The organism is Streptomyces sp. NPDC029122, from assembly GCF_055569445.1.
This window is the reverse complement of sequence record NZ_JBVHWK010000009.1, coordinates 197,197-222,114: the sequence shown is the minus strand read 5'-3', so window position 1 is coordinate 222,114 and position 24,918 is coordinate 197,197. Positions and strand designations below refer to the sequence as shown.

The following is a 24,918-nucleotide window of genomic DNA, read 5'->3' as shown; positions in this document are numbered from 1 at the left end:
GATGGCCGTACGGTCCTGCTCCAGCGCGTCCAGATCACCCGTGAACTGCGGGATCGTGCACGGATTGATCGGTACGTGGTCGGTCACTTCTGACCCGCCCCCCGAGGTCGAGCTGCGTTCGCGAGCATCCTTGTCTACCCGTCAAGTGACGCGAACACAAATGCGGATGGTTCCCGTGTGGGTCGGGGTGGGGGTAGTCGACCGTACCGGTGCATGCGCGTCGGGCTGCGTCATGTGAACGCCCCCGCTGGATTGGCGGGGGCATGGCCTTCCGAGCGAGGGTCAGCTCACGAAGTGGTCGAACTCGCCTGCCTTGACGCCCTGGATGAAGGCAGCCAGCTTGGCCCGGCTGGTGGTGATGACGTGGCCCGGCTCGTCGCTCTCGCGCATCACGATGTGGCCGGCTTGCTGGCCGACCTCGATGCAGTTCTCGCCGTTGCCTCCGGAGAAGGAGGACTTCTGCCACGTGGTGGGTGCGTTCATGCCGCTGTCTCTCACAGTTCTCGTGCGATGTGGTGGATGATCTGCCGGGACCCTTCCGGGTCGAGGGCTGCCTTCTCCGCGGTCTCGAACGGCGCGCGGTACTTCCGCAGATCGGCGTCGGCGTCGAGGAACCGGCCGCCGAAGGCGCTGTCGATGTGAACGGTGTCCAGTTGGGGGACGACGCCGCAGGCGTACAGGACCGGCTGTGTCACCTCGATGAAGTCCTCGCTGGTGAAAGGGATGACGCGAACGGTCACCGCCGGGCGCGTGGACATCTTCAGGAGGTGCTCGAGTTGCTCGCGCGCGACGTCCCGCCCACCGAACCGCATGCGCAGCGCGGCCTCGTGGATGATCGCGTCGAGCCGGGCCTGGCGCGCGGTCGGGTTGTCCCTCGGCGGCATGCGTCTCCTCGCCCGCTCTGGCACGAGTCTGCCGGTAAGCCTGCCACGGGTCCACGGGTCCACCGGTCGAGCGGAGAAACGCGAACAAGGTCGCACCGGTGCATATTTGCCCCACGTTTTTCGCGGCACCGCGTCGCACACCAGTAAGTCCGAAGTGCAGCCGTCGGTACGTGCCTTGGGGCGCGTGGCATCTGGGGCGGCCGATGCCACGCATGGTGCAGGCGCCGCGAACTCGTACAGCGTTGGGAGACGACCACGATGAACACGAGCGCACTACGTCACGCCGGGCCCGTGCCGGTGGAAGGCCTCAGCTACCGGATGGTCGCGCCCAGCCGGGCCGAGACCGTCAAGGTCGCCCGGGACTGGGTGGTGTCCGTGCTGCGGAGTGCCGGGTGTGCGGAGGTGGGGGAGCGGGCGCGGCTGTGTGTGTCCGAGGTCGTGACCAACGCCCACCGGCATACGGACACCCCCGAGATCGCCGTCGAGGTCAGCCTGCTCGGCGGGCGCGTCACCGTGTACGTCTACGACTGCGCGCCCGAGCGGTGGCCCACGGCCGGCGCGGGCGGCGGGGTGATGGCGACCTGCGGACGGGGGCTGGCGCTCGTCGCGGCGACCGCCGACGACTGGGCGGCGGTGGCGCAGGGGGATTGCGTCAAGGTGGTCTGGTTCAGCTTCGCCGCAGGGGGGTGACGCGTTGAGGCCGCCCGCGCCGGCGCCGGTTGGGCGGGGTGCGGGCGGCCCGTCGAGGGGTCGGGTCAGCAGGGGCGGATGTGGTAGACCGGGGTCCAGGAGGCCGTGCCGGTGCCCTTGGCCACGTGCGACCAGCGCTCGCTGCCGTCGGAGTTGTAGAAGCGGGCCCGGGTGCCGGAGGTCTGGTTGTTGTTGAACGTGCCGTCGCCGATGCCGTTGAAGTCGTAGTAGCCGCAGCGGTAGTAGTCGTAGTTGTAGCCGCGCCCGTCCGTGATGCACAGGTGGCCGTTGTTGCAGGCCAGCGCCGTGCCCGGGGCCGCCAGGTCGCGGGTCTCGGTCTGGCCGGGGGCCCTGAGGACCAGGTCGCCGCCGGCGATGGTCAGTTTGTTCGCGGAGACCTGGCGGGCCCCCGGGTCCGACGCGAGGACGGCGTCGACCCGCTGCTGGAGCTCGGCCGCCTGCGGGGCGGTCAGCCCCGCCGCGCGGGTCTGCTGGGAGAAGGCGGTCGAGGTGGAGGCTTCGGCTGTCAGTACCGGGCCCGCCATCAGGGCCGCGGTCGCGGTCATCATCGCCAGGATCTTGCGCGGTGACATGGGTGTTCCCCTTTTCGTCTTCGGCAGCCAGGTGGACGCCGCTCGTGGCGGCGGTCTGGGAGTCGCGGGACTCATCGTTCCGAAGTCGGGTCGGGTGCATGAAGGGGGGATTCGGCCGGGTTGCGGCTCTTGTGTGGATAACTCCTGTGTGCGTCAGCATCGGGTGACACAGGGGTATCCGATCAGGTGTGTGGTCAATGCACCGTTTCTGCTGGCGGGGCCGGGTCCGCCGGGCCCGCCGGTGTACGTGGCGTGATGGGAGGGGTCGGTGCCGGTCCGGTTGCCCGTGCGGGCCGCCGACGGGTGGTGTGGTCGGGTCCGGCGTCCGGCCTCAGTCCTTGGCCCAGACGATGAGCTTGCCGCTGACCACCGGGAGGCGCGGGTCGTCGCTGACGTCGTCGAAGAGGGCCATCGCCACACTGCCCTTGTCGGTGACGGAGCACACGGCCGCCCCCTTCACCAGCCCCCGGTTCGTCCACCGGTTGTTTCCGGCCTCCACCGGCCCGAAGCCGGTCCCGGCGGCGGCCCGGCACTCCTCGAAGGACTGGGGCCGGCCCGGCCGGATCACGCCCACCTGCCGGCCGGTCACGGAGCGGAGCTCGATGTTGAACGGGACGTCGCCGGTGCTGCACAAGGTCGCGGAGGGCCGGTATTCCAGCTCGATGGTCTGGGTCTGTGCCGCGGTGGGGGCGTCGCCGACGCTCACCTTGACGGTGGTGGACACCCCGGCGTCGAGATCTACGAGCAGGGTCTCGCCGCACGCCGGTGGTGCGATGCCCCACTTGCCCTGCTGGACCCGGTAGCCGGCGGGCGCTGTCAGGTCCTGGGGGCCGGGCGCGCCCGATGGGCCCGGGGGTGTGGCGGACGGGCTGGGCAACGGGTGGATCGCGATGCTGGACGGCGACGGCGACGGCGACGGCGACGGCGATGGCGACGAGGGCGACGACGAGGGTGCCGGGGGCGAGGTCAGCGGTGCCTGTGCCCGGGGCGGCGGCGTGTCGTTCTTGTTCGACGTCGCCAGCAGGGTGGCCACCGTGCCCATGACCGGGACCACGATCCCGATCACCCACCACGCCCAGCGCGGCGGGTGACCGGGAGGTGCCGCCGTCGGCGGTGTGGTCGGCATCGGCGGGATCCTGCCCGGCTCTGTCGCCCCCGTGCTGTCGCTCACGTACAACTCCCCCTGAACTCAATGGAAGTGCCGACCCTATCGACGCGGTGGCGGCGGATCCATCGATCTTTCGGGGTGTCTCACAGGACCGCCACCGGGGCCACCGGGGTGCCGGTGCCGCCGACGAAAGGTTCCGGCATGGCGGAGAGGAGGAAGGAGTACCGGCCCGCTTCCGCACAGGCTGTGGACAGTTCCTCCAGGTTCCAGTTCTGGCCCTGGTGCATGCCCATCTCCACCAGGTCGAGGGCGTGCACCGGCAGCCAGAGGTTCTCGATCTCCGGCGGGAAGATCTCGAAGGTGAGGGTGTCGTTCGCGACGGCCGCCACGTCCCGCGCGTGGAACCACTGCGGGGTGCGGACGGAGAGGCCGGGGGAGGGGAATCCGTAGCCGTGCTTGTCGCCCGCCAGGTAGGCCCGGACCTGGCCGGTGCGGACGAGGACGACGTCGCCCGCGCGGACCGTGACGCCGCCGAACTCCTCCGCCTCCGCGAGATCTTCCGGGGTGACCGCGTGGTCGCCCGGGAGGCGGTCCAGGTCCTTGGCGCGGGCGACGTCCAGCAGGACCCCGCGCGAGACGATGTGCCGGGCCTTGTCGATGCCGCTGAACTCCGAGCGCCCGTGCGCGGTGATCGTCGACGCCGGGCGGCCGTTGTAGATGCGGCCCGAGTGCGAGACGTGGGTCAGGGCGTCCCAGTGGGTGGCCGACTGGAGGCCCATCGTCACGGCGTCGTCGCTGCACGCCACCGTGCCGGGGCCGAAGAGCTCCTGGTTGATCTGGACCATGGTGTGGAGGGGGTTGACCCGGCCCGGGATGAGGCCCGCCTGGACGCCGTCCTCCTGCAGGGGGAGCGCGAGGGGGACCCGGCGGCCCGTACGGACCTCCGTGGCGGCGGCGCGCACCACCTCGTCGGTGATCAGGTTCAGGGTGCCGATCTCGTCGTCGGCGCCCCAGCGGCCCCAGTTGTTGACGCGCTTGGCGATGTCGTGGAACTCGGGAGGGAGGGTCACCGGCCATCAGCTCCTAGGGGCCCGGGGCTTGTGTGAAGGGATCCGACTGGTCATAGAATCTAACGGTCCGTCAGAAAACACGGGAAGGGGTCGGCCGTGGGGAACTTCTTGGCAGGCAAGGCGGTCGCCGTCACCGGTGCGGGCCGGGGCATCGGCCGGGCGGTGGCGCTCGCCGCCGCCGCCGAGGGCGCCAAGGTCGTCGTCAACGACCACGGCGTCGGGATCGGGGGCGGCGAACCGGCCAGCGAGGTCGCGCAGGACGTGGTCAAGGAGATCCACGCCGCCGGCGGCGAGGCCGTCGCCGTCGCCGACGACATCTCCACCATGGCCGGCGGCCAGCGCGTCGTGGACACCGCCCTCGCCGAGTACGGGCGCCTCGACGGCGTCGTCTGCGTCGCCGGGATCCTGCGCGAGCGGATGCTGTTCAACATGTCCGAGGAGGAGTGGGACCCCGTCGTCGCCACCCACCTCAAGGGCACCTTCACCGTCTTCCGCGCCGCCTCCGCCGTCATGCGCCGGCAGGGCTCCGGCACGCTCATCGGCTTCACCAGCGGCAACCACACCGGATCCGTCGCCCAGGCCAACTACAGCGCCGCCAAGGGCGGGATCATCTCCCTCGTCCGCAGCGCCGCCCTCGGGCTCAACAAGTACGGGGTCACCGCCAACGCCGTCGCGCCCGTCGCCCGGACCCGGATGTCGGCCAACGTGCCGATGGAGCTCAAGGAGATCGGCGAGCCCGAGGACGTCGCCGCGCTCGTCACCTACCTCCTCAGCGACCGCGCCAAGGCCGAGGGAATCACCGGGCAGGTCTACACGATCGCCGGCCCCAAGATCGCCGTATGGGCCCAGCCGCGCGAGCTCCGCGCCGGTTACGCCGAAGGCGCCTGGACCCCCGAGAAGATCGCCGACTTCCTCCCCGGGACCGTCGGCACCGACCCGATGCCGATGCTCGCCCAGCTCGAAGCCATGGCCAAGGCCGCCGCCGCCAAGGACCGGCCCAACGCCTGAGAGGGAGCGCCGTGGACTTCAGCTTCGGGCCCGAGGACGAAGAGCTGCGCGCCCGTGCCCGCGCATGGCTCACCGGGCACCTCGTGGGCCCGTACGCGCGGGCCGCCGGCCTCGGCGGACCGGGCAGCGAACACGAAGGCGCCGGGATCCGCCGCGACTGGGAGCGCGAGCTGGGCCGCGGCGGCTGGATCGGCCAGGGCTGGCAGGAGGAGGGCTACGGCAACCGGCGGCTCTCCCTCACCGGACAGGTGGTGTGGGCCGAGGAGTACGCGGCGCTGCGCGCCCCCGCCCGGGTCGGCCACATCGGCGAGAACCTCCTCGCCCCCACCCTGATCGCCTACGGCAGCCGCGAGCAGAAGGCCCGCTACCTGCCCCCGATCGCCCGCGGCGAGGAGCTGTGGTGCCAGGGCTACAGCGAGCCCGGCGCCGGATCCGACCTCGCCGGGGTGCGCACGGCCGCGGTGCGCGACACGGCGGACGGGCTGCTGCGCGTCACCGGGCAGAAGATCTGGACCTCCCTGGCCCGCGAGGCCGACTGGTGCTTCGTCCTGGCCCGCACCGAGGCCGGGTCCCGCCGCCACCGGGGGCTGTCCTTCCTCCTCGTCCGCATGGACCAGCCGGGCAGGGTGGAGGTCCGGCCGATCCGGCAGATGTCCGGGACGGCGGAGTTCAACGAGGTCTTCTTCGACGGGGCCGTGGCGCGGGAGGTCGTCGGCGGCGAGGGCAACGGCTGGGCCGTCGCCATGGGCCTGCTCGCCCTGGAACGCGGCGTCTCCACCCTCGTCCAGCAGATCGGCTTCGCCGCCGAACTGGAGCGCGTGGTCAAGGCGTACGCGGCTTCGGGCGCGCCGGATCCGGTCCTGCGCGAGCGCCTCGTACGGCAGTGGGCGGAGCTGCGCACCATGCGCTGGAACGCCCTGCGGACGCTGGGGGCCGCGGGCGACGCCGGCGCGCCCAGCGTGGCGAAGCTGCTGTGGGGCGGGTGGCACCGGCGGCTCGGGGAACTGGCCGTCCAGGTGCGGGGTGCGGCCGCGACGGCCGGACCCGGGCTCTGGGCGCGGGGGGACCCGTACGAACGCGGGCTCGACGAGGAACAGCGCCTCTTCCTGTTCACCCGGGCCGACACGATCTACGGCGGCTCGGACGAGATCCAGCGGAACATCATCGCCGAGCGGGTGCTCGGCCTGCCTAAGGAGCCCAGGTGAGAGGCGTCGTGTTCGACGGCAAGCAGGCCCAGGTGGTCGGGGACCTGGAGATCCGGGATCCGGGGCCGGGGGAGGTGCTGGTCGCGATAGCGGCGGCCGGCCTGTGCCACAGCGACCTGTCGGTGATCGACGGGACGATCCCCTTCCCGCCGCCGGTCGTGCTCGGGCACGAGGGCGCCGGCGTGGTCGAGGCCGTGGGGGCGGGGGTGACGCACGTGGCGCCCGGTGACCACGTGGCGCTGTCCACCCTCGCCAACTGCGGGGCCTGCGCGGACTGCGACCGGGGCCGTCCGACGATGTGCCGCAAGGCGATCGGGATGCCGGACCGGCCCTTCTCGCGGGACGGAAAGCCGCTGTTCCAGTTCGCCTCCAACTCGGCGTTCGCGGAGCGGACCCTGGTCAAGGCCGTGCAGGCGGTGAAGATCCCGAAGGACGTCCCGCTGACCTCGGCCGCGCTGATCGGCTGCGGGGTGCTCACCGGGGTGGGCGCGGTCCTCAACCGGGCGAAGGTGGGCCTCGGGGAGACGGTCGTGGTGATCGGGACCGGCGGGATCGGGCTCAACGTCATCCAGGGCGCCCGGATCGCGGGCGCGGCGGTCATCGTCGCGGTGGACGCGAACCCGGCGAAGGAGGCGGTGGCCCGGCAGTTCGGCGCCACCCACTTCGTGGACGCCTCGGCCGTGGCCGACACCTCGGCGGCGGTCCGGGAGGTCCTCCCGACGGGCGCGGACCACGCCTTCGAGTGCGTGGGCGACGTCAAGCTGATCCGGCAGGCCGTCGACCTCCTCGACCGGCACGGGCAGGCGGTGCTGCTCGGGGTGCCCGGCTTCCAGGAGGAGGCGTCCTTCCTGGTGTCCTCCATGTACCTGGACAAGACGATCATGGGCTGTCGGTACGGGTCCTCGCGCCCCCAGCGCGACATCGCCCTCTACGCGGAGCTCTACCGGCAGGGGAAGCTGCTGCTGGACGAGCTGGTGACGGAGGTCTACCCGGTGGAGGACTTCGCGAAGGCCGCGGACGACGCCCACCACGGGCGGGTCGCGCGCGGGGTGCTCACGTTCTGATCCGGCCGGCCCGCGTGCGTACGGAGTCCCTCGTGCGCGCCGGGCCCTCAGGCCGGCTCCGGCGCCCGAGCCGGCGCGGGGAGCGAGGAGGGCCCGAGGCCGGGCGGCGGGTCAGTCGGCCAGGCGGGCGAAGCGGCCCTTGTGGAAGAGCAGCGGGTCGCCCTCGTCGGCCGCGCCCATGGCTTCGACCCGGCCCACGACGATGAGGTGGTCGCCGCCGGTGTGGACGGCGTGGATCCGGCAGTCGATCCAGGCCGGTACGTCGTCCAGCCGCGGGGATCCGGTCGCGGGGGCGGGCCGGTGGGAGACCCCGGCGAACTTGTCGGCGCCGCTCACCGCGAAGGCCCGGCACAACCCGCCCTGCTCGGCCCCGAGGATGTTGACGCAGAACACCCCGGCGCGGGCGATGCGCGGCCAGGTGGCCGAGGTACGGGCCACCATGAAGGCGACCAGGGGCGGGTCGAGGGAGAGCGAGGCGAAGGACTGGCAGGCGAACCCGGCCGGGCCCTCCTCGCCGTCGGCGGGCGGGGCGGTGATGACCGTGACCCCGCTCGCGAAGTTGCCCAGTACGGCCCGGAACTCGGCTGGGCTGACGGGCGCGCGCTCGTCCTCGCCGACGGCCCGCAGGCCGGGGCGGGGCCGCGGGTACCCCGGGACGAAGTCCGGGGGAGCGTCGGCCTGCCCGCCGGAGGTGGGGGAGCCGGCTGACCTGAGGTATCGGACGACGGTGGCCGCCATCCCTGCGTGTCCCATCACACCGACGATTGAAGCTGACGGGGCGTCAGATGGGAAGGGGGCGGGGGGTCCGGTCGGGGGTGCGGAGGGGTGCCGGGTATAGGGTACCGGTTAATTGAACGTGTTCAAGTGGGGTGGGTGGGGCGGGGTGGCGCACGAGGTGCGGGAGCCGGGTGTGGTGCGCGGGCCGGGCGTGCGCGGGCCGGCATCGGTCTGGAGCCGGGAGCTGCCCGGGGCGGCGGCCATGGCCGCCGGACAGCCGCTGCTGCTGTTGGGGGTCTCCGTGCTGCACGCCTCGCGGCAGCCGGACTGGAACCCCGCCGACGGCGGGGCCTTCGGGCTCCTGCTCCTGCTCTGCTTCGGGATCGTGCTGTTCCCGCTGCTGGGGCTGCTGCACACCGTCCTGTTCGCGCTGCCCGTCACCGCCGCGGCCCGGGCGCTGGGCCGCCGCACCGGCCTCCCCGCCGCCGCCCTGGCCGTCCCGCTGGGAGCGGCCCTCGCCGCGCTGTACGCGGCCGAGGGGTGGCGGCGCGGGCTGCCCTTCGGGCCGGCCTGGGCGTGGGTGGCCGGGCTCGCGGTGCTGCCGGTGACCGGGGCGCTGTACGCCCGCGCGCGGGACGCGGGGCCGCTGACGATGCTCGCGCGGGGCGTCGGCGTCACGGTGGCCGGTCTGCTGGTGCTGCTGCTGTTCGGCGTCGGACTCGCCGTCGGGGGCTGAGGGCCGCCGCCCGCGACCCCCGAACGGGTGAATCCACCCGGCCTCGGGCGCCCGTACGCCGTCGCGTGCGCGAGGCGTGGGCAAGGTGGCCAGCGACCGTGTCGCCCCACCCGCAGGAGGACCCCATGCTCGGCACCGCCTTCCGTACCGGCTCACCCAACTGGCTCGACCTCGGCAGCCCCGACACCGGCGCGGCCGCCGCCTTCTACCGGGCGGTCTTCGGCTGGGAGTTCGTCTCCGCCGGACCCGAGGCGGGCGGGTACGGCTTCTTCCGGCTCGGCGGGAAGACCGTGGCCGCGCTCGGTCCGCTCACCGAGGAGGGCGCACGGTCGGCGTGGATGGTGCACTTCCAGAGCCCCGACATGCGGGCCACGGCCGAAGCCGTGCGGGCCGGGGGCGGGCAGGTGCGGATGGAGCCCATGGACGTCATGGGCGAGGGCTGGCTGGCCCAGTTCACCGACCCGCAGGGCGCGCAGTTCGCCGCCTGGCAGCCCGGGAAGACCGGCGGGCTGGAGGTCGCCTCCGAGGAGAACGCGCTGGTGTGGGCGGAGCTCCACGTACCGGACCCGGTCGCCGCGATCCGGTTCTACACCGGGGTGTTCGGCTGGCGGTACACCGAGATGGAGGCGCCGGGGATGACGTACCGGGTGCTGAGCGTCGGCGACGGGGACCAGGAGGAGGGGTCCTTCGGCGGGGTCGCGCCGCAGGGCGAGGGCGCGGGCGGCGCGTCGACGATGGTGCCGCGGTGGGTGCCGTACTTCCAGGTGGCGGACGTGGACGCCACCGTCGCGGCGGTCGAGGAGAACGGCGGCGCGGTGCTGATGCCGGCGGAGGACGTGCCCGAGGTCGGCCGGATCGCCTGGGCCTCCGACCCCGCGGGCGCGGTGTTCGCGCTGCTGAAGCCGGAGCCGCGGAGGTAGCGGGGCCGGGGCGGGGGCCGGCCGGCGGGGTGCGCGCCCCGCCGGGCGGGCCGTCAGCGGCCCAGGTACTTCGGGGTGCGGCGCTCCACGAAGCTCGCCACGCCCTCGTTCGCGTCGGCGGTGGTCATGTTGAGCTCCTGGGCGGTGGCCTCGGCGGCGAGGGCGGTGGCGCGGTCGCCGTCGAGGGAGGCGTTGACCAGCTGCTTCGTGAGCGCGAGGGCACGGGTCGGGCCCTGCGCGAGGCGTTCCGCCCAGTCGCGGGCGGCGGCCTCCAGCCCGTCGGCCGGGACCACCCGGTTGACCAGGCCGAGGCGGGCTGCCTCCTGGGCGGGGACGGCGTCACCGAAGAACATCAGCTCCTTGGCCTTCTGGGGGCCGAGGAGGCGGGGCAGGAGGTAGGCGCCCGCACCGTCGGGGACGAGGCCGCGGCGGACGAACACCTCGATGAAGCGGGCCGTTTCGGCGGCGATGACGAGGTCGCAGGCGAGGGCGAGGTGGGCGCCGATGCCGGCGGCGGTGCCGTTGACCGCGGCGATGACGGGCTTCTCGCAGTCGAGGACCGCGGTGATCAGGCGTTGGGCGCCGAGGCGGATCATACGGGCGACGTCACCGGCGACGCGGTCGCCGGTGACGCCGTCGCCGGTGACCGGCCCGCCGCGCAGGTCGGCGCCGGCGCAGAAGCCCTTGCCGGTGGCGGTGAGGACGACGGCGCGGATGCCGGGGTCGGCGGAGGCGGTGCCGAGCAGGGAGATGACGCGGTCGCGCTGGTCCGGGGTGAGGGCGTTCATGGCGTCGGGGCGGTTGAGGGTGATCCAGCTGACGCTGGCCTCGACGCGGTGCAGGATCTCGTCCATGGGGTGCGGGGGCTCCTGTCGGGGTGGTTGCCGTTGCCCTGGCCGGGAGGGGTTCGGGTGGGGTGGCTTCGGGTCGGGGTCGGTGCCGGGGTGGGGTGTCGTCCGGGGCGGGCTTCGATGTTCGGCGCCTGTTCCGGGTCTGAGTGGTACGGGGTACCGGGCGCCGAATTCATCTCGTTTTAGCCCCGGACGACACCCCACCCCGTCCCCGCCCCCTCACGTTGCTCTGCGACCGCCCCCGTGTTTTTGCCCGGGCAGGCGTGCTGCTGGCAACTCCGGCTTGGTCGGCCACTTCAGCCTCGCCGGCGTTTGAGGCGCGGGGGGCTGGGGGCGGAGCCCCCAGGAGGGGGCCGGGGCGGAGCTCCGGGGAACGGGCGAAGGGCGGGTCGGGGACGGCCCCGCGCAGCGGCGTCAGAGGCAGACGGCCAGCGCGTCCAGCGCCACCGCGCCCTGGCCGCGGGGGAGGACCATCAGGGGGTTGATGTCCAGCTCGGAGAGTTCACCGCCCAGTTCCAGCGCCATCCGCTGCACCCGCAGGACGACCTCCACCAGCGCGTCCACGTCCGCCGGGGGTGCCCCGCGTACGCCTTCCAGCAGGGCGTGCCCGCGGAGTTCGCGGAGCATCGTGCGGGCCTGGTCCTCCCCGAAGGGGGGTACGCGGACCGCCGTGTCGCCCAGGACCTCCACCAGGACGCCGCCCAGGCCGACCGTGACGGTGGGGCCGAAGAGGGGGTCCTGGGTGACGCCGACGACCATCTCGACGCCGCGTTCGATCATCTGGCAGACCAGGATGCCGTCCAGGGGGACGTTCTCGTAGCGGGCTATGTCCGTCAGTTCGCGGTACGCGTCGCGGATCTGGCTCGCCGAGGTGAGGCCGACCTTGACCAGGCCGAGTTCCGTCTTGTGGGCCAGCTGGGGCGCCGAGGCCTTCATGACGACCGGGTAGCCGACCAGGCCGGCCGCGCGGACGGCGGCCGCCGCGCTGGTCACCAGCTGCTCGCGCGGGACGCGGATGCCGTAGGCGCGCAGCAGCTGCTTGGCGGCGTGTTCGCTGAGCTGCTGGCCGGGGCGCATCAGGGCATGGGCCTTGCGGTGGGAGGGGGAGGGGGTGCGGGGGGCGTCGGCGAAGGGGGAGCGGTAGGAGGCGGTGAAGCGGTGGTGTCCGAGGTAGGCGCGGACGGCGGTGATGCAGTTGCCGAAGGTGCGGAAGGTGGCCACGCGGGAGGAGCCGAGGAGGGTGGTGCGGTAGGCCTCCTCGGTGCCGACGGGGGAGCCCCAGATGACGCAGACCAGCTTGTCGGTGGCTTCGGCGGCGTCGACGAGGTCCCGCGCGAGCCGGTCGCTCATCGGGGGGAAGGGGCCGGTGATCGGGCAGATGAGGACGCCGACCGAGGGGTCGGCGAGGAGCGCGTCGATGATTTTGCGGCCGCGCCAGTCGCCCACCGGGTGGCCGCCGTTGTCGACGGGGTTGGCCACGTCGAGGTAGGAGGGGATCCACTGGTGGAGCTCGGCCTGCTTGGCCTCGGAGAGGGTCGGCAGGGTCAGGCCCGCCTCGGTGGCGAGGTCGGAGAAGTGGGCGCCGGTGCCGCCGGAGATGGAGTACACGACGACCCCGTCGGCCCGTGGCGGCCGGGCCCGGGCCAGGAGGGCGGCGGTGTCCTGGAGCTCGTCCAGTCCGTCGACCCGGATGACCCCGAACTGCCGCATCGCGGCGTCCACGACGGTGTCGGCCCCGGTGAGCTTGCCGGTGTGGGAGGCGGCCGTGCGGGCTCCGGTCTCGGTGCGGCCGACCTTGACGGCGACGACGGGGACCTTGTTGCGGGCGGCGCGGTCGGCCGCCAGGAGGAAGGAGCGGCCGTCCTTGAGGCCTTCGACGTAGCAGGCGATGGCCCCGACCTCGGGCCGCTCGGCGAAGTAGGAGATGAAGTCGGAGGTTTCGAGGTCGGCCTCGTTGCCGGTCGGCGCCCAGTGGGAGAGGCGGATGCCCAGCTCCTGGAGGGTGTAGACGGGCCGGCCCTGATGGCCGGACTGGGTGATGAGGGCGATGGCGGGGCCGTCGAGGTCGTCGCGGAACTCCTGGAAGGCGTTGAGGTTGGTGTTGGGCCCGAGCAGGCGCAGTCCGGAGCGGCGGACGGCGGCGGCGAGGCGGGCCTGGGCGGCGGCGCCCGCGTCGCCCGTCTCGGCGAAGCCGGAGGCGAAGGCGACGGCGAACTTGACCTTGGTGTCGGCGAGTTCCTCGATGACCGGAACGGGGTCGGCGACGAGGAGCACCGCGAGGTCGACCTGTTCCGGCAGCGCGGCCACGGAGAGGTGGCAGGGCAGGCCGAACACGGTGGTGCGGGTGGGGTGTACGGGGTGGACGCGGGCGCCGACGCGTTCGGCCCAGGCGATGAGCTGGCGGGTGATGCCGGTGTTGGGCCTGCCCTCGGCGTCGGAGGCGCCGATGACCGCCACGGACTCGGGTCGGAAGAACCGGTCCAGGTCGGGCACGTCGGAGTGCAGGGGGCGTCCGCTGACGTCCAGCGCGGCCGTGTCCTCGGCGGTGGCCCTGGAGTGGACGGCCGTCCTTGGGGTCTCCCCGCAGGCCTCGACGCGTGCGCGGAAGTCGGTGGTGAGGGTGCCGTGAGTAGATCCAAGCATCGCTTCGCCCGCCCTGCTCGATGAGTCCCTAGCTGACGCGTAGTCAGATTACTGAACTGACGCGTCGTCAGGAACAGGGATGCGCAGGAAAGCTGGTGGAGGTGATGTGCTTGAACGGTGGCAGAGGCGTCCGGTCCGGTACAGAGGTGATTTCGGCCCTCTAGTGACGGGAGAGGGCCCTGGCTATGCGTACGGCGTCGAGGGACAGCTCGCGGAACATGCCGCTGATCGGGTTCGTGTACCCGGTGAAGTGGAGGCCCGGGGCGTTCCGGGGGGCGCGGGCGCCGTGGGAGACGGGGCGCCCGCGGTCGTCCAGCACGTCCAGGTGGCCCACCAGCCCCTCCAGCCCGCGCCGGTAGCCCGTCGCCGCCACCACGGCGTCCGGGGTGATCCGCGTACCGTCGGCCAGCACCACCTCGGCGCCGTCGAAGGCGGCCACGGCGGCCACCGGTTCCACCCGGCCCGTGCGCACGGCCTTGACCAGGCCGACGTCCTGCACCGGCACCGCCCCCTGCCGGACCCTGCTGTACAGGCCGGTGTCCGGGCGCGGGAGTCCGTACGCCGACAGGTCGGGGACGGTCCTGGCCGCGAGCGCCCCCAGCCGGTCCACCAGCCGGACGGGGAGCCGGCGCACCAGGATGCCGGTGCGCTGCGCCGGCCAGCCCAGGGTGGAGCGGCGCACGATGTGCGGGGCGGTGCGCACGGCGAGCCGCACCCGGGCGGCCCCGCCCTCGGCGAGGTCCACGGCTATCTCGGCGCCGGTGTTGCCGACGCCGACGACGAGCACGTCCTGCCCGGCGTAGGGGGCCGGGGCGCGGTAGTCGCGGGCGTGCAGCAGCCGTCCGGTGTACGTGTCGCGGCCCGGCCAGTCGGGGAGCGCGGGGGTGTGGTTGTAGCCCGTCGCCACCACCACCGCGCGGGCCGCGAGCAGACGCCCGCCGGAGGCGTGCAGGGTCCAGCCGTCCCCGTCGGCGGCGGGCTCGATCCGGGTCACCTCGACCCCGGTCACCAGCTCCAGCTCGTGGAACTCGGCGTACTTCTCCAGGTACCGGACCACGTCGGCCCGCGCGACCCAGCGTCCGAACCGGCGCGGGATCGCCAGCCCGGGCAGGGCCGACAGCCGCCGGGTGGTGTGCAGCCGCAGCCGCTCGTAGTGGCCGCGCCAGGAGGCGCCGACCGCGCCGGACCGCTCGACGACCACCGCGCGCACCCCGCGGGCGCGCAGAGCGGCGGCGACGGCGAGGCCGCCGGGGCCCGCGCCGATCACGTACACGGGGCGGGGCTCGGTGGAGGTCAGGTCGGGCTCGGACATGGGCAGTGAGCGTATCGACACCGAGCGTTGATGGGTCTCGGACGAGGAGGGAATCGATTGCGGATCGATCACGGGCGGGCGGTGGCCCGGCGCGGCCCGCAGCCGCGACGGTGCGAGTGATGACAAAGTGGGGCATCCGACCCGGAGAGGAGTGCGTGCGCGATGTGGCAGCCCGACGGGTGGGACGTACGCGTCCGCCTCGGTGTCCTCACCCCCCACGCCGACGTCGGCCCCGAATCGGAGCTGCGCGCCATGGCCCCGTCGGACGTGGGCCTGCACGCCGCCCGGGTGCCGTTCGCCGCGATGGGGCCCGGCGGCGCGATGGGGCCGACCGTGCCGCTCGCCCCGGTGCGGGCCTTCGCCGAGCCGCCGCACGTGGACGACGCGGCCGAGCTGCTCGCCGCCGCGCCGGTGGCGGCGATCGCCTACGCCTTCACCAGCTCCGCGTACGTGATCGGCGCGCGCGGGGAGGCGTACATGCTCGACCGGCTGCGCGAGCGCGCCGGCGGGCTCCCCGTGGTCGCCACCTGCGCCGCCGCCGTCGAGGCGCTGCGCGCGCTCGAGGTCGCGCGGCTCGCGCTGGTCGATCCGCCCTGGTTCGACGCCACCCTGAGCGACCTGGGGCGGGGCTACTACGAGGAGGCGGGGTTCGGGGTTCCGTACGCCGCCCCGTGCGGGCTGCCCAGCGGGCAGGCGCTGATCCGGCCGGACGCCCTATACGGCTGGGTGCTGGAGCAGGTCCCCGACGAGGCCGAGGCGGTGGTCGTCGGCGGCAACGGCTTCCGGGCCGTCGGGGTGATCGAGGCCCTGGAGGCGGAGCTGGACCGGCCGGTGCTGACCGCGAACCAGGTGCTGCTGTGGGCCGCCCTGCGCGCGGCGGGCGAGCCGGCGGGCGGGGTCACCGGGTACGGGCGGCTGTTCTCGGCACCCTGACGCGGGGCCTTGCGCGATCCGCTCCGATCCGCTGAACTGACGTACCGTCAGGTCGAGGGGTGGAGGGGCGAACCGTGCAGACCATCTGGCTCACCGGCGCCGAATGGCTCGCCGTGCTGCGGATAGGCCTCGGCCTGTGGTGGCTGGAGAGCTGGCGGCACAAGGACAAGAAGGGCTGGTTCGAGCGCGGCACCGGCATCGCCTGGGCCGCCGACGTCGCCGGGAAACACCGCTGGCCCTTCGTCAGGACCGGCTTCGACACGGTCGTCCGGCCCCGGCCCAGGCTGATGGCGTACACCGTCGTCTACGCCGAACTCGCGCTCGGACTCGGCCTGGTGCTCGGCTTCCTCACCCCGGTCGCCCTCGTCGGCGGACTGCTCCTGAACCTGCTCTACCTGGTCCTGATGATCCACGACTGGGCCGAACAGGGGCAGAACGCGATGATGGCGCTCATCTCGCTCGTCGCGCTCCTCACGATGTCCTGGCAGACCTGGTCCCTCGACGCGACGATCGGAATCCTGCTGTGAGCGCCGTACGGTACGACCTCCCCGAGCCGGACGAGTTCACCCGCCCCTACTGGGACGCCGCCGCCGAAGGCCGCCTCCTGCTGCGCCGCTGCGCCGACTGCGGGCGCGCCCACCACTACCCGCGGGAGTTCTGCCCCCTGTGCTGGGCCGGCGAGGACCGCGTCGCCTGGGAGCCGGCGAGCGGCCGCGCCACCCTCTACACCTGGTCCGTCGTCCACCGCAACGACCTCCCGCCCTTCGGTGCGCGCGTCCCCTACGCGGCGGCCGTCGTCGACCTCGAGGAGGGCCCCCGGATGATGACCGAGGTCGTCGACTGCCCGTACGAGGACCTGCGCGTCGGCATGCCCCTGCGGGTCGCCTTCCGGGAGGCCGCCGAGGGGGTGCGGGTCGCGGTGTTCCGGCCGGACGGGCCCGCCGCTCAGGGCCAGAGCAGCTCCCGCAGCCAGGAGTCCCCGGCCGAGCGGCGGTAGCGCAGGCGGACGTGCCGGCGCGCGGCGTCACCCTGGAAGAACTCCGCCTCCGCGGGCTCCAGTACGTACCGAGTCCAGGTCGGCGCCGGCGCGTCCGGCTCCGCCGCGGCCCGCTCCCACGCCGCCGCCGAGGCCCGCGCCAGCTCCTCGGCGGAGCCCAGCACCTCGCTCTGCCGGCCGGTCAGCGCGGCCGCCAGCGCCCCGCGCGAACGCACCGCCAGGTCCGCCCGGCTCTCCTCGGGCCCGCAGGCCACGACCCGGCCCCGGACCCGCACCTGCCGGCCCACCGACGGCCAGTAGAAACCCAGCGCCGCGTCGGCCCGGCCGGCCAGCTGGCGGCCCTTCGCGCTCGTGGAGTGGGAGGCGAAGTGCCAGCCCCGCTCGTCGGCGTCGTGCAGCATCACCACGCGCACGTCCGGCCGCCCCTCGGCATCGACCGTCGCCAGGCTCATCGTGTGCGGCTCCGGCTGCCCCGCCCGGGCGGCGTGCAGGAACCACTCCCGGAACAGCGCCGACGGCGCGGCGGGGGCAGCGGCCGGATCGAAGCCGGGAAGCGGCGCCTCCCACACCCGCAGGGAGTGCAGTACGTCGTGGAACTCGCTGCTGCTGTCGCTCATGCCGCCAGGCTAGGCGGTACCCCCCGCCCGGCCGGTCCTTCGGGGACGAAGCCCCCGCGTCCGCGGAGGGCCCGACCCGCGTCGGGCCCTCCACGTGCTCACCGGGCGGTTCCTCAGATCCAGCCGTGGTCGCGGGCCAGGAGGGCCGCCTGGAAGCGGTTCGTCGCTCCCAGGCGGTGCATCAGGTCCGCCACGTACTTGCGGTACGTGCGGACCGATACGCCCACCTCGCGGGCCCCGGACTCGTCCTTCTCCGCCTGGTACATGGTCGTCAGCACCTTGAGCTCGATCTCGCTCAGCCCGCCCTCCGGGCCCTGGCGGGCCGCGACCGCCTCCGCCAGCGGGACCGAGTCCGACCACATCCGCTCGAACAGCGAGACCAGGTTGGCCACCAGTCCCGTCTCGCGGATCACCAGCGCCCCCAGGCGCGGGTCCTGCGGGTCGATCGGGGTCAGAGCCGCCGCCCGGTCGAAGACCAGCATCCGTTCCAGCGGCTTGTCCGAGATCCGGATGTCGGCGCCCATCGCCGAGATCTCCTGGAGGTAGTCCAGCGTCGGGGCGTCCTCCACCGCCGCCGGGCGCATGATCGTGCGCATCTTGATGCCCCGCCGCAGGATGCGGGCGTCCAGCGGGCGCGACGCCTCGATGCTGGCGGCGCTGAGCGCCCCGTGCGGCTGGGTGGTCAGCCCCTCCTCACGGGTGAAGAACGTCAGCTCGTCGATCACCGCCCGGACGTTGGGCGTCCCCTCCACCCGCTCGATGGCCGGCCGCTCCGACGCCCCGCGCATGACCGGGCGTACCGCGTCCCGCTCCGCCAGCAGCGATTCCACCACCCGCTGCTCGGCCGTCACCCGCCGCAGCTCCTCCTGCAGTTCCCTCAGCCGCAGGTCGATGAGCCGCTGCACGGCGATCGCGGGCGGGGCCGGCCGGATGCTGCCGTTGTCCGCCAGGGAGGTCAGCTCCATCGATTCCAGCCGCGCCAGCCACTCCTCCACCTCGGGCAGCGGCGCCCCGAGGTGTTCGGCCAGTACGGCGGGTGTGCCCTCCGTGAGGCGGAGCAGGCATCTGTACAGGTCTTCGTCCTCGGTTGTCATCCCCAAGTGCACGAGGCTTCCGGCGCGCAATGTTCCCCCTTGTGGTGGTGCTCCGTGTGGTCAGCACGGTGGGCTGATCATACGAACGCGGACACCGGCTGACCATGGGTAACGGAAGCATTCCTACCGGTCTTGGTTCCCGCATCCGTGCAGCTTGTTGCACACACCGACGCAGGAAGCTGCGTCCAGATTCGCTCGAAAGTCCGACCGGCGAACGGCAGTCTTATCCATGTCGGAACGACGACGATCCACACAGGGGGAAACGATGAAGAAGACCAAGCTCGGCGGGCGCGCTCGAATCGCCTCCGTCATCGCGGGATTCGCGGTGGCGGCCGGACTCACCTTCTCCGGGCCTTTCATCCACCCGCCGGCCCAGGACGCGTTGACCGCGTCCGGTCAGGCGGCCGACAGGGCCCGTTGCTTCCTCTCCGTGGTGGAACTCGAGGACATCGACTTCCGGAACTGCGCCGGCACGGGCAAGCCCCACTCCGACCGGCGTGAAACCTTCGACTGGGTTTGAGAACGCAGAGCCGCAGATCCCACAACGCAGATCCCGCAACGCAGTACGAGGAAGGAAGAGGGGAGCACGACACCATGACCGCCTACTCGGTACTCATACCGTTCCTGCCGCGCCGGCCGGAACAGATCCTCCCCTACGCCGGCCTCGTCCACTGGACGCACGCCCAGCGGCTCTGGCAGGGGCAGTCCCTGATGGTCGAACCCCACCACGGGTTCGTCCACGCCGCCGGAGCCGGCTTCCGGGTCCCGACCGGGCTGGGCGTGACGCTCATGCCGCTGCGCCACCCCTACGAGGCCGCGCTCCAGGCCCGCTCGCTGGCCCTGGCCACCGGGCAGCCGGTGACCGCCGGCTTCGGGCCCGGGGCGCCCTCCCTCCAGCAGGCCCTGCGCGGGGCCCCGTACCGCAGTCCACTGACCGCGGCCCGCGAGTACCTGACGGCCGTGCGCGGCCTGCTGGCCGGGGAGAACGTGCGGATGGAGGGCGAGTACGTCACCTGCGACGCGCAGCTCGCGCCTTTCCCCTCCGCCCCGGTGGAGATCGGGCTCGGCGTGCTGCGGCCCGCCATGGCCCGGCTCGCCGGGGAGGTCGCCGACGTGGCGATCACCTGGCTGACCCCGGCCGCCTACCTGCGGGACACCGTCCTGCCGGCGCTGCGCGAGGGTGCGGCGAAGGCCGGCCGGCCGGTGCCCAGGCTGACCGCGATCGTGCCCCTGGCCCTCGCCCGGGCCGACCGGACACCCGGCGAGATCGCGCTGGCCAGCAACGCCGCGCACCTGGGGCTCCCGCACTACGTCGACATGCTGCGCAAGTCCGGGATCGGGATCACCGGCACGGACCGGGAGCTCGACGCGCGGGCCCTCGTCGAAGGGCGCGGATTCCTCAGCGGCGACATCACGGAACTCGTCGCGCAGCTGAAGGAGTACGAGGAGGCGGGCGTCGACGAAGTCGTCCTGAACGTCACCGGCGTGGCGAATTGCCTCGGCCCGCAGGCGGCCACCGAAGAACTCCGGACGATTCTGTCCGCCCTGGCCTGACCCCGGCCCCGTCCGGGTCCGGCCCCACTCGGGCCGGGCCCCGATCCGGCCTGCCCGGACGCGTCCCCGGCGGAGTCCGGCCACCGCGTCCACCGCGGCCACAAAGTCAACCGACTCGACCGAGCACACCGAGTCCACCGCATCCGCCGCTTTCAGCGCGTCCAGCGCGTCGGCGCGTCCACCGAATCGCTTCGCATCGCTTCGCATTCCTTGAAGGGGGAGTCATGGCGGGAATCAAACGGCATCTGATGCTCTGGGGTACCGGAAAGCCGGGCGCGGAGCTTTCCGCGACGGGCTCCGCGACGGTCGTCCTGGAGAATCCGGACCACCTTTCCACGCTGCTCGGCTCCGATCTCGTCGGCCCGCACTCCGTGGTGTTCACCCCCGGCCACACCGAGGACACGGCCGGCCCCGAAGGCCCCGTCGTCGTCGGCTACGAGGGCTCGCTGAGCGAGCCCGGCGCCGAATGCTCCCTCGGCACCGACTTCTACCTCCAGATCCAGAACTACGGCGTCAGCGCCTACATGTCCGTGGTCGGCCCGACGCTGATCCGCGTCGCCGACGACATGGACCTCGACGCCTACCTCGCCGACGCCGACCAGGCCCGGCAGACGGGGGAGTTCCAGGACTTCCTCACCAACCCCGTCATCCAGCTCGCCGACCTGCCCGCCCTCGGTGCCGGTCCGGCCGGCGACGGCCCCCGCCACCGCCTGTACGCCGACCAGGACGGCTTCCTGTCCACCACCCCGGGCGGCGCCCGGCTCGGCGTCCTCGGCGAGGACACCCTGGAGCGGCTGGAGACCCGCTGGCTGCCCGCCGGCGCCGCCGGACAGAGGCCGGCCGCGGAACGTCCCTGGCTGGGGCGGTACCTCGCGGCGGTCGGCGCCATCCGCGACCTGCGGGCCCGCGGCCTGGCCGGCGTACGGGTGTCCGGGTTCGGCGGGCGGCTGGGTTCCGCCGCCGCCTCCGTCCCGGCCGGGGCCGAGGCGGACACCGCCGACGCGCTGCTGCCGCTGCTGCTGTGGTCGGGCGGGGACGCCTTCGTCCACGACCCGGCGAGCGGGCGCACCTTCGGCCTCGACCGGGCCGCCGCCGCCTTCGCGGAAGTGCTGCTGGTCGCCGGTTCGGTGGAGGCGGGCGCCTCCTACGCCGACCGGGCGGGCCTGGAGCAGGTCGCGGCGTACTTCGAGGACGCGGGAGTCGCCCTGTGCGCTGCCGCCGGAGCCCCGGCGGCGGTCCTCGGCGACCGTGCGGGCGAACTCGTGACGGCGGGGCACTGACCGCCATGACCACCATGACGACCACCCCCATGTCCGACGCGGGCCACCGCGTCCCCGCCCCCGCCGACGTCCCCGGACGCGCCGGCGAGCTGCTCGCCTCCCTCGGCGGGCGGGCCGTGCTGTGCGACCTGTACGACGCGGTCGGCGCCTCCGTCTACCACGACCTCGCCGGCACCGGCACCCACGAGGTGCGCGAGCTGCTCGCCCTGGTCCGCCGCGTCCCGGGCCCCGTGCTCGACCTGGCGGCCGGCTCCGGACGCCTGACGCTGCCCCTGCTGGCGCTGGGCCGCGAGGTGACCGCCCTCGAACTCTCCCCGTACATGCTGGAGCTGCTCGACGAGCGGCTCGCCGCGGTGCCGCCCGCACTGCGCGAGCGCTGCCTGCCCGTACGGGCCGACATGAGCGACTTCGACCTCGGCCGGCGCTTCGGGGCGATCGTGCTGGGCACCACCACCATCTCCCTGCTCGACCCCGAGGGACGCACCGGCCTGTACCGGGCGGTGCGCGAACACCTCGAGCCCGGCGGCCGGTTCCTGCTCTCGACGGTCGACATGGCCGCCACCGGGGCGGCCGGGCCCGCCGAGGTCGACATGGAGATCGTCACCGACAGCGGCCGCGCCTACCGCCTCTTCGAGCACTGGACACCGGACTCCGGCAGCCGCACCGTCACGCTCTTCCCCGCCGCCATCGGCGACGAAGGCCCCGTGCAGGTGTGCACCACCACCATCGGCGTCCTGCCCGCCGCACTGCTGGAGGCCGAACTGGCCGCCGCCGGGTTCCGCGTCCTGTCCCGGCACCCGCTGCCCGCCGTCGGCGAGCGCCACCACGACGTACTGCTGGAAACGGAGGTGACCCGGTGAACGGGACGACCACGACACCCCCCGGCCACCACCCGCTGTGGCCGTCCCTGACCGCACCGCAGGACCAGGGCCGCGACGACACCTGCGCGGTCTCCGCCCACGGCGTACGGGTCCGCTTCGCCGACGGCCGTGAACTCCTCGACGGCTCCAGCGGCCTGTGGAACACCAACATCGGCTACGGCAACGAGGAGATCGCCCGCGCCGCCGCCGAGGCCCTGCGCGAAGCCTCGTACCTCTCCGTCTTCCGCTACGAGAACGTCTACGCCCGGCGCGCCGCCGAGGCCCTCGTCGAAGCGGCCGGTCCCGCCCACTACGGCCGGGTGCTGTTCTCCACCTCGGGCGGCGCCGCCAACGACCTCGTCATGAAGGTCGCCCGGCAGTACCACGCACTGCGCGAACAGCCGCAGCGCAAGGTGGTCGTCGGGCTGCGCGGCAGCTACCACGGCCTGACCTACGGCAGCTTCGCGCTGACCGGTGACGACCTCGGACAGCAGCTGTACGGAGTCGACCAGCGGTTCGTCCGCCACGTCACCCCCAACGACCCGGCCGAACTGGGCACCCTCATGGCCCGCCAGGGCGGCCAGATCGCCGCCGTCGTCGTCGAGCCGGTGCTCGGCAGCGGCGCCGTGCCCCTCACCGAGGAGTACCTCGCCGAACTGCTGCGGCTGCGCCGCGAGCACGGCTTCCTGCTGGTCGCCGACGAGGTCGCCACCGGCTTCGGCCGCACCGGCAGCCTCTTCGCCTCCCAGCAGTGGGCCGAACAGCCCGACCTGCTCGTCTCCTCCAAGGGACTCACCAACGGCACCAGCGCGGCCGCCGTCGTGATCGCCTCCCGCCAGGTGGCGGAGGCCTTCACCGAGGCCGGCGCGGTCCTCACCCACGGCGAGACCCAGGCCGGCACCCCGGTCACCTGCGCCACCATCACCGCCACCCTCGACGAGATGCGCCGCCTCGACGCGGTCGCCCTCGGCCGGCGGCTGTCGGCCCGGCTCGACACCGAACTGGCCGCGCTCGTCGCCACCCACCCCCGGGTGGCGGCCACCACCGGCCTGGGCTGCTTCCGCTCCGTCCGGCTGTGCGACCCGGACGGCACCCCCTTCCCGCAGGACCAGGTGCACGCCCTGGTGCGGGCGATCCGGGAGGCCGGCGCCATCGTCCACCCCGGGGTGAACGGGGTACAGCTCTTCCCCGCCCTCACCTACACCGATGCCGACCTCACCGAACTCCTGGCCCGCGTCACCGCCGGACTGGACCTCCACCTGGCGCGGACCACCGCCCCGGCGGCGGAGACCCCGGCCGCGGAGCCCCTCCCGGCGGAGGCCCTGGCGTGAGCGCCGGCTGGCACGCCCCGGCCCAGCAGCTGATCGGCTGCGACAGCCTGGGCGCCTGGTTCACCGGACGCCCCGAGCGGCGGATCACCGTCCTCGTGGACGAAGCGGTCGCCGCCGCCCCGGTCACCTCCCGGATCCGCGCCCTGCTGTCCGGGGACCGGTACGGGACGACGGTGCTGGAACTGTCCGGCCCCGGCGACCTGGACACGGTGGCCGCGCTCGCCGGCCGGCTCGCGGACACGGACACCGAGCTGATCGTCGGCATCGGCGGCGGCTCCCTCCTCGACCAGGCCAAGCTGGCCGCCCTGATGCGGACCAACCCCGACGCGTACGCCCGCCTCACGGTGCCGCAGCGCAGCGGACTGCTGGTCCTCGGACACCACACCCGGCACGGACTCCCGCTGGTCGCCGTACCCACCACGGTCGGCACCGGCACCGAGTCCAGCGGCGTCGCCTGCCTCGGCTACCCCGGCCTCGGCAAGCGGCTCGTGATGGGCACCGCCCTACGGCCCAGGGCAGCCGTCCTGGACCCGGCCGCCACCGCCACCCTCGACGACGCACTCATCGCCGAGGGGGTCCTCGAAGCCCTGCACCGCGTGATCAGCCCGTACGTCGGCGACCACGGGGACCTGCCCACCGAGGACGCCCTGGTGGAGACCATCGCCGAACGGCTGGTGCTGCTGGGCCACGAGGTGCGCGACGCGCGCCGCGCCGGACGGCCCACCGACGACCGGCTGCGGCTGGAGATCGCCAAGCTCAGCGGCCTCAGCCACGCCGAATGGGCCCACCTGGGCCGCGACCTGTACGCGGTCAAGGGCTGGCTCATCGCCAACGAGCTGTCCTCCGCCCTCGGTGTGCGCAAGATGACCGCGGTCGCGGCGATCCTGCCGCACCTGTGGCGGGCCGTCTGCGCCGGCGAGACACGGCTCGGCTCGGACGTCAGGCTCCGGCGCCTGTGGTCCCGGTTGCGGGCCACCGACCCGGACACCCTCCCCGAGGACCCGGCGGCGGGCATCGAAGCCCTCGTCGACTCCTGGGGGATCGACCGCGGCATCAGCGCGGGCCCCGACCGGCTCGCCGAGATCGCCGGCCGCACCGTCCGCGCCTGGGGCGCCGGGCTGCCGATGCTCGGCGGCCTGCGGACCGACGACGTGTACGGCCTGCTGGCCGGGGCCGCGGCGGCCTGACACCACCGGGCGCGCCCGGCGCCCGTACGCACCACCCACGGACTTCCGCACCCGCAGGCACGGCCGCGCGGTGCGGACGGGAGCACATCCCGAGCACGCAGCACACCCCGAACGACCCTTACGGAAAAGGAGCACCCCTCATGCAGGACAACCTCGCGATCGAGACCTTCCCCGCCCTGGAGCTGGGCATGCAGGAGCTCGAGGCCATGGAGGCCCCGGGCTGGTGGACCGGCATCGGCGTCGGCGCCGGTGTGGTCGTCGCCT

Annotated in this window: 28 protein-coding genes; 17 read left to right on the top strand and 11 right to left on the bottom strand. The window is 73.6% G+C overall.

The window, feature by feature from the left end:
* Window positions 1–282: 282 nt before the first annotated feature.
* Both ACZ4WZ_RS14265 and ACZ4WZ_RS14260 read right to left on the bottom strand, forming a co-directional pair.
* Window positions 283–483 carry a DUF397 domain-containing protein gene (locus ACZ4WZ_RS14265; RefSeq protein ID WP_467889575.1) on the bottom strand — a complete coding sequence of 67 codons (201 nt, stop codon included), beginning with the start codon at window positions 481–483 and terminating at the stop codon, window positions 283–285.
* An 11-nt stretch (window positions 484–494) separates the two neighbouring features.
* Window positions 495–947 carry a DUF5753 domain-containing protein gene (locus tag ACZ4WZ_RS14260; RefSeq protein ID WP_467889572.1) on the bottom strand — a complete coding sequence of 151 codons (453 nt, stop codon included), beginning with the start codon at window positions 945–947 and terminating at the stop codon, window positions 495–497.
* Window positions 948–1,142: 195 nt separating this feature from the next.
* On the opposite strand from ACZ4WZ_RS14260, the gene ACZ4WZ_RS14255 reads away from it, so the two are divergent.
* Window positions 1,143–1,574, top strand: a complete 432-nt coding sequence (locus ACZ4WZ_RS14255; RefSeq protein WP_467889569.1) for an ATP-binding protein — start codon at window positions 1,143–1,145, stop codon at window positions 1,572–1,574.
* Between the two features lie 65 nt (window positions 1,575–1,639).
* Here ACZ4WZ_RS14255 and ACZ4WZ_RS14250 read toward each other — a convergent pair whose 3' ends face one another.
* Both ACZ4WZ_RS14250 and ACZ4WZ_RS14245 read right to left on the bottom strand, forming a co-directional pair.
* Window positions 1,640–2,167, bottom strand: coding sequence for a hypothetical protein (locus ACZ4WZ_RS14250; protein ID WP_467889567.1), 528 nt, complete (start codon window positions 2,165–2,167; stop codon window positions 1,640–1,642).
* A gap of 331 nt (window positions 2,168–2,498) precedes the next feature.
* Window positions 2,499–3,044, bottom strand: coding sequence for a hypothetical protein (locus ACZ4WZ_RS14245; protein WP_467889565.1), 546 nt, complete (start codon window positions 3,042–3,044; stop codon window positions 2,499–2,501).
* Between ACZ4WZ_RS14245 and ACZ4WZ_RS14240 the strand changes: the two genes are divergently transcribed.
* The gene (locus tag ACZ4WZ_RS14240) at window positions 3,025–3,258 is read left to right on the top strand and encodes a hypothetical protein (RefSeq protein ID WP_467889563.1); all 234 of its coding nucleotides are present in this window, start codon (window positions 3,025–3,027) and stop codon (window positions 3,256–3,258) included. The genes ACZ4WZ_RS14245 and ACZ4WZ_RS14240 overlap by 20 nt on opposite strands.
* A gap of 160 nt (window positions 3,259–3,418) precedes the next feature.
* On the opposite strand, the gene ACZ4WZ_RS14235 is transcribed toward ACZ4WZ_RS14240, so the two are convergent.
* Entirely contained in the window at window positions 3,419–4,345 is a 927-nt protein-coding gene (locus ACZ4WZ_RS14235) for a cyclase family protein (RefSeq protein WP_467889560.1), read from the bottom strand.
* A 96-nt stretch (window positions 4,346–4,441) separates the two neighbouring features.
* Here ACZ4WZ_RS14235 and ACZ4WZ_RS14230 point away from each other — a divergent pair, with 96 nt between their 5' ends.
* Genes ACZ4WZ_RS14230 through ACZ4WZ_RS14220 form a run of 3 tightly spaced genes read left to right on the top strand, consistent with a single transcriptional unit; the run spans window position 4,442 to window position 7,622 of the window.
* A complete protein-coding gene (locus ACZ4WZ_RS14230) occupies window positions 4,442–5,353 on the top strand; it encodes an SDR family oxidoreductase (RefSeq protein ID WP_467889558.1) in 912 nt (303 codons plus the stop codon).
* Window positions 5,354–5,364: 11 nt separating this feature from the next.
* Window positions 5,365–6,558 (top strand): acyl-CoA dehydrogenase family protein, encoded by a 1,194-nt coding sequence (locus ACZ4WZ_RS14225; RefSeq protein WP_467889553.1) that lies wholly within the window; start codon window positions 5,365–5,367, stop codon window positions 6,556–6,558.
* The gene (locus tag ACZ4WZ_RS14220) at window positions 6,555–7,622 is read left to right on the top strand and encodes a Zn-dependent alcohol dehydrogenase (protein ID WP_467889550.1); all 1,068 of its coding nucleotides are present in this window, start codon (window positions 6,555–6,557) and stop codon (window positions 7,620–7,622) included. Before ACZ4WZ_RS14225 ends, ACZ4WZ_RS14220 begins: the two co-directional genes overlap by 4 nt.
* Window positions 7,623–7,733: 111 nt before the next feature.
* On the opposite strand, the gene ACZ4WZ_RS14215 is transcribed toward ACZ4WZ_RS14220, so the two are convergent.
* A complete protein-coding gene (locus ACZ4WZ_RS14215) occupies window positions 7,734–8,375 on the bottom strand; it encodes a flavin reductase family protein (protein WP_467889547.1) in 642 nt (213 codons plus the stop codon).
* 97 nt (window positions 8,376–8,472) lie between these two features.
* On the opposite strand from ACZ4WZ_RS14215, the gene ACZ4WZ_RS14210 reads away from it, so the two are divergent.
* Together ACZ4WZ_RS14210 and ACZ4WZ_RS14205 are read left to right on the top strand one after the other, a co-directional pair.
* Window positions 8,473–9,075 (top strand): hypothetical protein, encoded by a 603-nt coding sequence (locus ACZ4WZ_RS14210; protein WP_467889544.1) that lies wholly within the window; start codon window positions 8,473–8,475, stop codon window positions 9,073–9,075.
* Between the two features lie 125 nt (window positions 9,076–9,200).
* Window positions 9,201–9,995, top strand: coding sequence for a VOC family protein (locus tag ACZ4WZ_RS14205; RefSeq protein WP_467889600.1), 795 nt, complete (start codon window positions 9,201–9,203; stop codon window positions 9,993–9,995).
* A 53-nt stretch (window positions 9,996–10,048) separates the two neighbouring features.
* On the opposite strand, the gene ACZ4WZ_RS14200 is transcribed toward ACZ4WZ_RS14205, so the two are convergent.
* The 3 genes from ACZ4WZ_RS14200 to ACZ4WZ_RS14190 form a co-directional block, all read right to left on the bottom strand.
* The gene (locus ACZ4WZ_RS14200) at window positions 10,049–10,849 is read right to left on the bottom strand and encodes an enoyl-CoA hydratase/isomerase family protein (protein WP_467889541.1); all 801 of its coding nucleotides are present in this window, start codon (window positions 10,847–10,849) and stop codon (window positions 10,049–10,051) included.
* Between the two features lie 411 nt (window positions 10,850–11,260).
* Window positions 11,261–13,489: an acetate--CoA ligase family protein gene (locus ACZ4WZ_RS14195; protein WP_467889539.1), complete on the bottom strand. Its 2,229-nt coding sequence runs from the start codon at window positions 13,487–13,489 to the stop codon at window positions 11,261–11,263.
* Between the two features lie 160 nt (window positions 13,490–13,649).
* Window positions 13,650–14,801 (bottom strand): flavin-containing monooxygenase, encoded by a 1,152-nt coding sequence (locus ACZ4WZ_RS14190; protein WP_467889536.1) that lies wholly within the window; start codon window positions 14,799–14,801, stop codon window positions 13,650–13,652.
* 162 nt (window positions 14,802–14,963) lie between these two features.
* Here ACZ4WZ_RS14190 and ACZ4WZ_RS14185 point away from each other — a divergent pair, with 162 nt between their 5' ends.
* The 3 genes from ACZ4WZ_RS14185 (at window position 14,964) to ACZ4WZ_RS14175 (ending at window position 16,731) form a co-directional block, all read left to right on the top strand.
* Window positions 14,964–15,734, top strand: coding sequence for a maleate cis-trans isomerase family protein (locus tag ACZ4WZ_RS14185; protein ID WP_467889534.1), 771 nt, complete (start codon window positions 14,964–14,966; stop codon window positions 15,732–15,734).
* A gap of 74 nt (window positions 15,735–15,808) precedes the next feature.
* Complete coding sequence (locus ACZ4WZ_RS14180) at window positions 15,809–16,261, top strand: DoxX family protein (protein ID WP_467889531.1); 453 nt, start codon at window positions 15,809–15,811, stop codon at window positions 16,259–16,261.
* Complete coding sequence (locus ACZ4WZ_RS14175) at window positions 16,258–16,731, top strand: Zn-ribbon domain-containing OB-fold protein (protein ID WP_467889528.1); 474 nt, start codon at window positions 16,258–16,260, stop codon at window positions 16,729–16,731. Before ACZ4WZ_RS14180 ends, ACZ4WZ_RS14175 begins: the two co-directional genes overlap by 4 nt.
* On the opposite strand, the gene ACZ4WZ_RS14170 is transcribed toward ACZ4WZ_RS14175, so the two are convergent.
* Entirely contained in the window at window positions 16,680–17,348 is a 669-nt protein-coding gene (locus tag ACZ4WZ_RS14170; RefSeq protein WP_467889527.1) for a pyridoxal 5'-phosphate synthase, read from the bottom strand. The two genes, ACZ4WZ_RS14175 and ACZ4WZ_RS14170, sit on opposite strands and share 52 nt — an antisense overlap.
* A 113-nt stretch (window positions 17,349–17,461) precedes the next feature.
* A complete protein-coding gene (locus ACZ4WZ_RS14165) occupies window positions 17,462–18,448 on the bottom strand; it encodes a helix-turn-helix transcriptional regulator (RefSeq protein ID WP_467889523.1) in 987 nt (328 codons plus the stop codon).
* Between the two features lie 259 nt (window positions 18,449–18,707).
* Between ACZ4WZ_RS14165 and ACZ4WZ_RS14160 the strand changes: the two genes are divergently transcribed.
* The 7 genes from ACZ4WZ_RS14160 to ACZ4WZ_RS14130 all read left to right on the top strand — a co-directional run.
* Window positions 18,708–18,962: a hypothetical protein gene (locus ACZ4WZ_RS14160; RefSeq protein WP_467889520.1), complete on the top strand. Its 255-nt coding sequence runs from the start codon at window positions 18,708–18,710 to the stop codon at window positions 18,960–18,962.
* 74 nt (window positions 18,963–19,036) lie between these two features.
* Window positions 19,037–19,996 carry an LLM class flavin-dependent oxidoreductase gene (locus tag ACZ4WZ_RS14155; protein WP_467889518.1) on the top strand — a complete coding sequence of 320 codons (960 nt, stop codon included), beginning with the start codon at window positions 19,037–19,039 and terminating at the stop codon, window positions 19,994–19,996.
* Between the two features lie 224 nt (window positions 19,997–20,220).
* Window positions 20,221–21,276, top strand: a complete 1,056-nt coding sequence (mpaB, locus tag ACZ4WZ_RS14150) for a daptide biosynthesis RiPP recognition protein (RefSeq protein WP_467889515.1) — start codon at window positions 20,221–20,223, stop codon at window positions 21,274–21,276.
* A 5-nt stretch (window positions 21,277–21,281) separates the two neighbouring features.
* On the top strand, window positions 21,282–22,136 hold the full coding sequence (gene mpaM / locus ACZ4WZ_RS14145) for a daptide-type RiPP biosynthesis methyltransferase (RefSeq protein WP_467889513.1): 855 nt from the start codon (window positions 21,282–21,284) through the stop codon (window positions 22,134–22,136).
* Entirely contained in the window at window positions 22,133–23,467 is a 1,335-nt protein-coding gene (gene mpaD / locus ACZ4WZ_RS14140; protein WP_467889511.1) for a daptide-type RiPP biosynthesis aminotransferase, read from the top strand. Before mpaM ends, mpaD begins: the two co-directional genes overlap by 4 nt.
* Entirely contained in the window at window positions 23,464–24,654 is a 1,191-nt protein-coding gene (gene mpaC, locus ACZ4WZ_RS14135; RefSeq protein ID WP_467889508.1) for a daptide-type RiPP biosynthesis dehydogenase, read from the top strand. The genes mpaD and mpaC overlap by 4 nt, the downstream gene beginning before the upstream one ends.
* A 140-nt stretch (window positions 24,655–24,794) precedes the next feature.
* The coding region (locus ACZ4WZ_RS14130; RefSeq protein WP_467889597.1) for a daptide-type RiPP at window positions 24,795–24,918 on the top strand (124 nt) is incomplete at its 3' end.